Here is a 6,539-nt window from a genome sequence, read left to right on the forward strand (position 1 = left end):
CGCCCCTCCTCAAACCTATATTGAAACAAATCCTGCAGGATGGGTTCTTTGTTGGCCAGTGCTAAGATGCAGTTTCGGACATCTCCTGGTGGCAACATGCCAAGGTCCTCTCTTAGAACACCCGATCCACCACCGTCATCTGCTACTGTGACAACTGCTGTGATGTTTGTGGAGATTTCCTTAAGACCTCTCAGTATAACCGAGAGTCCAGTGCCACCGCCAATTGCTACAATATTGAGCATATTTTACCTCACTTATTGGTTTATTTTCTATGCCTATTTTGCGTCTCTATGAACAGTGACAACATTGTAATTTTTATCTTTAAAAAATAAGCTAAGCTCATTTGCGAAGGTTACAGAACGATGCTGACCACCAGTACAGCCCACTGAAATCACCAATTGATTTCTACCGTCTCTTACAAACATAGGGACTGCATACGCCAACAAATCCTCAATTCGATTGATATAATCGTTGCTTTCCTGAAAACTCATAACATAATCTCTAACGGGTTTGTCGTTGCCCGTAAGCGTCCTAAGCTCCTCGATATAATATGGGTTTGGTAAAAAACGCACATCAAATACATAATCAGAATCAAGGGGTACACCTTTTTTAAAGCCAAATGACATAATGGTCAAAGCAATTTGCTGTGTTTCATCTTTAATTTCTAAAAATCTTGAAATTTCACTTTTTAATTGAGATTGGGTCATAACCCCTGTATTAATCACAAAATCCGCCTCTTCTTTGAGGGCAGAAAGTATTTCTTTCTCTTGTTCTATACAGGTTTCAATTCTAGCAGCCGGATCAAGGGGATGGCTTCTACGCGTCTCTTTAAATCTTTTGATCAAGACATCATCATTAGCTTCAAAATAGAAAATGCGATAGTCATAATTCTTTTGTGTTAAAAGCTCAAGATTATCTTCTAAATCTTTAAAGAATTTGCCACCTCTTATATCAATAACCAACGCAATATTGTTGATATCTTCAGAATTTTGCTCCAATAACTCTAGAAAATTTGGAATTAACGATGGCGGTAAATTGTCGATACAGTAATATCCGAAGTCTTCAAATACTTTTTTAGCCTGACTTTTACCTGCACCAGACTGACCTGAAATGATGATGAAATTCATAAATGCCTCCTTAAGATTCTACGTTATAAATATCTTCAGATGTTAAGCCCGCTTCTAGTGCACGTTTTATTGAGTTTGGGACTAGGCCAATTCGCTCTATGCGATGGGCATCGCTGCACAAGGCAAATTTCACACCATATTTATGGGCGATGATAATTTCTTCTACTGTTAAGTGCCCGTGAGAATTATTGATTTCAAGCATGGTGCCTGTTTGACTTGCCACCGATGCCACTTCATCAATATCAATTGGTCCTTTTGCACCGGGATGGGTGATCATATTAATTTTATTTTTTGTCATGGCATTGACCATGGCCTTGGTGTTGATCGCCTTGGCCTTATTATAAAAGTACTTGGATTGTCGACTGAGTAGGTTGTAAAAATGAATTTTTAAATCATGGCGCAAATTACTGCCGAAATGATAGCCTGCATTAACCCAGTCGCAAATGGCACGCATGTCCTCATCTAAATCAATTTCACCATCCGATCCAAGAATATTTGCCTCAAGGCCCAGCAATATATTAATTTGAGGATATTTTTCCTTCAATAAATCAATTTCTTTTCTGATGATCCAGTAGTCCGTTTTCTTAATGCCATAGCCATCATGCATAGGCCCGTGATCTGTGATGGCGATTTCTTTTAATCCGAGCTCAATTGCACGTTGAACAATCGCTTCCAGTTCATTTTTAGAATCACCACTATATTTTGAATGCATATGATAATCTGAATTAATTTGCATAATAACCTCGCTTTCTCCTTTGAAAACAAAAGACGGTATTTATTTCATTATATACTAAGTTTGCCTTAAAATAAATTTATGAATGTAAGTTAAACGGCAAGTTCTCAGATACCTTGAACCCTTTTAAAGAAAATTGGACAAGGCTTTGCTTATATATTAAAAATCAATTGTCGGAGTGTGCAACAATTGATTCGTTTTTTTATATTCTCTTGATTAACCTCTGTTGGCAAATATAAAGATCAAGGCGCTTGAAAGGATGGATAAGAACAAGGTCATTCTGAGCAACAGTCTATTTAACTGGGCTTCTACCCCTCCAAATTTTTCAATTGCAAAAAACAGGAAGACAATAAACCCATTAAATAATGACATGCAGTCCAGCACGCTTATAATATTGAAAAAATACTTGTTGATCAAAAAGCCTGAGGCAACAAATATGATTTCGATTAAAGCGATGCTCAAGAACATCAACAATATCAATCTAAAAATTTGAGAATCATAAAATCGGTCTTTTTTCATCCATATCACTCCATGAGTTTGCCTTATACTTTCATTATGATATGGCTTCCTTATACACACATGAGAGTCAACTTAAAAATTCATTAAAATTGGGCCTTTATGAGGTCAACTTGATGAGCATCATGGCAACATCATCTGTAAAATCAGTGTGATTGGCTTTGTGAATCATGTGAAATGAATAAAAAACCTCTTCTAGAAACTCGTTTGGATTATCAAATAGTGCCCCTTTCAATCTTGTTGCCACTGCAAAGACCTTTTCCCATTCAGTAAAGTCTGATGCCTCTCCAGAGCAAAACAAGCCATCTGTATATAGAAATATGACATCGTTCTTTTTAAGTGCTACCTGTTCTGTTTCAAATGCCACATCTTCCATCATGCCCACAAGAAATCCATTTTGGTGAATTTCCTCAAAATTATTGGTGTATCTGTGAAAAATCATTGGATAAGGCTGACCTGCATTTGCATAGTAAAGCGTTCCATGATCGATAATCCCTACAAAGGCTGTAAAGACAAAATAATTGTCCTCTCCTGCGAAATCAAAAATATCAAAAATAGATTGATTCATTTCTTCTATGATTTCATGCGGCATGATATTCTTTTTAAGAATACTCTTGCGATAAAGGATTTTCACCATGGAAGAGGCCATGCCTGCTGCGATGCCATGACCAGTGACATCTGCCACCATAAAGTGGATTTTACCATCCTGCTCAACACAGTCAAACAAATCTCCACCAATGCCTAGAGACGGATGATATTTAATAAATAAATCCACACCCTTAAAGCGTCCCGATTTTGGCAGCATAATATTTGCAAATGTATTTGCATTTTTCAGTTCATCTTGAATCAAGCGATTAAGCTCAATGATTGTCCTATTTTGATCATAGAGCTTCAGGGCATTTCTGGCTTTTAAGGGCAGGATGATATTCATGTCATTTGGTGAAAGTGGTTTAGTAAAATAATCTACCGCTCCGTCCTTAAGGGTCTTTTCAATTGAATTAATTTCAGTTATAGCACTGTTTACGATTACAGGAATGTCTTGATAAATTGGATGACTCTTAAGAATTTTTAAGGTTTCATAACCATCCATCACAGGCATGATTAAATCTAAAATAATCAAATCAACAGTGGTTTTCTCTAAAATATCAAGCACCTCTTGGCCATTTTGAGCTTCTTCAAATTGGGAGCCTTCAAGATTTTGAGATAGTATTTTTTTTACGAGCATTCGGTTCATAGTTGCATCGTCTGCAATCAATATGCGATAAGCCACGATGACACCTCCAGTCACTATAGCAATTCAAAGAATTGATCTAGCTTCATCAATTTGAATAAACTCTTTATATCTTCACTGGCCCCAGAGACCTTAAAAAGCTTTTCTTCTCTTTTCATTCTCTTGAAAAGGCTGATTACAAAAGTAACGCCTACAGAATCAATATTCTCGATTTTGCCAAGATTTAAAATAAGTTCCCTATAAGAAGTCTCATGATCTAAGAGTTGTGACAGACTGTCATTAAATTTTGGAACATTGTTTGCGGTTAACCCTTCTGTTAATGTAAGTGTGATGCAATCATCATTCATTTGTTTTTCCATTACGACACCTCCATGTTCAAATCAAATGTCACTTTTACACAATTGTGATCAATTTCAATTTTAAACGCCATTTCTGCTATGGTTTCATAGCCTCTTTGTCTCTCTCTTAAATTGTTCCTTATATGAAAATTTGGATCAAGTTTAAAGCCGTCACCCTCATCTCTCACTTCAAAGATTAAGCCCTCATGCTGCAATTTAACAAGGATGTTGGCAAATTTATCCTTTGCAAAGTGGTTACCATGTTCTACAGCATTGTTGATAATCTCACGCAGCATGAAATTAATCTTAAAGCGCCTATGCGAATCAATCATTGGCAACTGGTTTTTTATGAGATTTAAGATTTCGTTCACAGCAGCATCTGCTGCATCGAAATTGGATTCTATTGACTTTTCATAAAGAATCATTCTTGTACTCCTCTCATGAAATTTCAGTGATTAACCTCTAAGAATATTAAAAATTAAAGCTGAAATCACAGTTGGCAACAAGGCATATTTTAAAAGTAAGCCTCCTGAGATACCCGTGTTAAAAAATCGTTTAAGGATGGATTGTCCAATTGGGTTTGGCGAATTGGCGATTACCGTAAGGCCGCCTCCTGTTAAAGCACCTGCAACAATTGCATATTTCAAGTCATCAGGGAAATTGGTCACCAATGTACTTAAATAAGTAATTGCGGCATTATCATTAAAGGCTGTTAAAAAGATTGAGGTCAAGTTAAGCCCCAGTTCTGGTAGGCTGACTAATAAAGGCGCAATCCACCAGCCTTGCAAAGTTCCGTGAATCATAATACCAGAAAGGAAAAAGGCAACCAGTAAGGCCTGCTTTAGGTCCAGTCTATTTTGGTAAAATGAAGTCACTTGGTAAAATCCAAGGAAGAACAAGAAACCTGCGAGAAAAAGAACGGGTTCATGTGCATTAACAACCGTCCATATCAGGAAGAATAAGTGAGTTCCAATAATCCAAAATGGCACGCGGTCTTCTCGCTGATCCCAATTAGGATCAAAATAGGAAGGCTGATCATCAGGTGGCAATAGGCCTGGAATGGTTCTTTTCATCTCTTCAATTTTGATGCCTTCGAATTTTTCATCGATGGCATTGTCAATATCATAGAGTTTGCACTCCTCAGGGGTTAGTTTTTGAGAGGCTAACTCCTTGATATTCTCTCTCAAAATCATACTATAGGCGTCAAGTTCGTTGGTAAAGCTCACTCTTTTATCTACGATTTGAGCCAATTGTTCAAATGAAGCTTCAAGTTCTTTCTTACTGATAAACCTGTGCTGAATATAACGTTTATAGCGATAGTTGTCATATGCCCCCTTGAGTTCACTTAAATCCCTTTTAAAAAGTAAAAAATAAGCAAAAGTTGAGATGCCAATGGCAAGCAACGCCTTCCATCCGAAAGTCCTCAACATAAAAGGCATATCCCAACCCCAAACATCTGCAACCATTAATATGGGCGGTGATGCAAAGTTTGTGAGAAAACCGCCTATGGAAATGTTTACAAACAAGAGTGCCAATGTCACATATTTAAGTCTCTCTGATGGATTCAAACTATAAAATTTATCCGCTAAAAGTAAGGCTGCAATGGTCATTGCCGCAGGACCAGTGATAAAAGCCCCTAAAACAGCTGGGACGATTAGAATTGTAAGCCACCACGCTTCAAGGGTACTGCCGAACATTCTCACAAACCACCACATGATGATTTCAAATAATTTTAGAATTGGTCTGCTGGATGCAATTGTCATCACCACTATTACAAACAATGGCTCTGTATATCTTAAACTGTCCAAATAAACGACGAAGGTATCCCAATCGTAGTAAAAGGCAATACTGACAGCAAGCAATACTGCCCAAATGCCAAAGACCACTTCTACCTCTCCAAAGAGATGCATGATACTGGCTCCAATGGAATAGGAGTTCTTGTCCTTAAGGCCTAGTTTGATTTGTTCTTCATATGCTGCTTCTAACTTATGAGCCTTTTTATGAAAAAGGCTGGTGAGCATGGTATGCATAATAGCCATGAAGAAGATCATGGTGCCGATTAAGTTAAATGGCTCCATTTCCACCCTATGTTTTACAACTTCCCAATAGCTTGTATATGCCTGATCACCATAACTCTCTTGAGAACGCGGAAATTCCACGACCTTCTCTTCGCCATTTACACTATCGGCACTTAAATTAATCTGCCCATAGGATAACAAACTCATTAAAAGAACAGCGATTATGATCAATGATATCATTAGCTTTCCCTTGGCATGTTTAATCTTCATAGTTTGCTTCTCCTTAAGAGTATATTTATATAAAAGATACCCTTTCATAATCAAATAAATCATGCGCTTAAATCATTTGCCTTGTTTTGCCATAAAAAAAGCCCAATCCATAAAATGGATTAGGCTTCATTATATCGCTTAAGTTGACTTTTATTCTTTACCAAAAATTCTAACTTCTCTTTCGAGTGTCACATCAAATTGGTCTCTGACCACCTTCTGAATAATTTCTATTAAAGTGATCACCTCTTTACAGGTTGCGTTACCTGTATTTACCACAAAACCACAGTGCTTTTCAGATACCATTGC

The 6,539-nt window shown here is 37.2% G+C and carries 8 protein-coding genes and 1 pseudogene; all 9 read right to left on the reverse strand.

The window, feature by feature from the left end; all coding sequences use genetic code 11:
• Positions 1–233 (reverse strand): annotated as a pseudogene (locus tag AC220I_RS16145) (gluconeogenesis factor YvcK family protein); the annotation flags it as partial.
• A 42-nt stretch (positions 234–275) separates the two neighbouring features.
• The gene (gene rapZ, locus AC220I_RS16150; protein ID WP_486724892.1) at positions 276–1,127 is read right to left on the reverse strand and encodes an RNase adapter RapZ; all 852 of its coding nucleotides are present in this window, start codon (positions 1,125–1,127) and stop codon (positions 276–278) included.
• 10 nt (positions 1,128–1,137) lie between these two features.
• A complete protein-coding gene (locus AC220I_RS16155; RefSeq protein WP_486724893.1) occupies positions 1,138–1,863 on the reverse strand; it encodes a PHP domain-containing protein in 726 nt (241 codons plus the stop codon).
• A 213-nt stretch (positions 1,864–2,076) separates the two neighbouring features.
• Positions 2,077–2,379: a hypothetical protein gene (locus tag AC220I_RS16160; protein ID WP_486724894.1), complete on the reverse strand. Its 303-nt coding sequence runs from the start codon at positions 2,377–2,379 to the stop codon at positions 2,077–2,079.
• Positions 2,380–2,476: 97 nt separating this feature from the next.
• Positions 2,477–3,646: a PP2C family protein-serine/threonine phosphatase gene (locus AC220I_RS16165; RefSeq protein ID WP_486724895.1), complete on the reverse strand. Its 1,170-nt coding sequence runs from the start codon at positions 3,644–3,646 to the stop codon at positions 2,477–2,479.
• A 17-nt stretch (positions 3,647–3,663) separates the two neighbouring features.
• Positions 3,664–3,966 (reverse strand): STAS domain-containing protein, encoded by a 303-nt coding sequence (locus AC220I_RS16170; protein ID WP_486724896.1) that lies wholly within the window; start codon positions 3,964–3,966, stop codon positions 3,664–3,666.
• A complete protein-coding gene (locus AC220I_RS16175) occupies positions 3,966–4,370 on the reverse strand; it encodes an ATP-binding protein (protein WP_486724897.1) in 405 nt (134 codons plus the stop codon). Before AC220I_RS16175 ends, AC220I_RS16170 begins: the two co-directional genes overlap by 1 nt.
• A gap of 30 nt (positions 4,371–4,400) precedes the next feature.
• A complete protein-coding gene (locus tag AC220I_RS16180; protein ID WP_486724898.1) occupies positions 4,401–6,233 on the reverse strand; it encodes a putative Na+/H+ antiporter in 1,833 nt (610 codons plus the stop codon).
• A 150-nt stretch (positions 6,234–6,383) separates the two neighbouring features.
• Positions 6,384–6,536: a hypothetical protein gene (locus AC220I_RS16185; RefSeq protein ID WP_486724899.1), complete on the reverse strand. Its 153-nt coding sequence runs from the start codon at positions 6,534–6,536 to the stop codon at positions 6,384–6,386.
• Positions 6,537–6,539: the final 3 nt, after the last annotated feature.

This window comes from Fusibacter sp. (genome assembly GCF_057447755.1).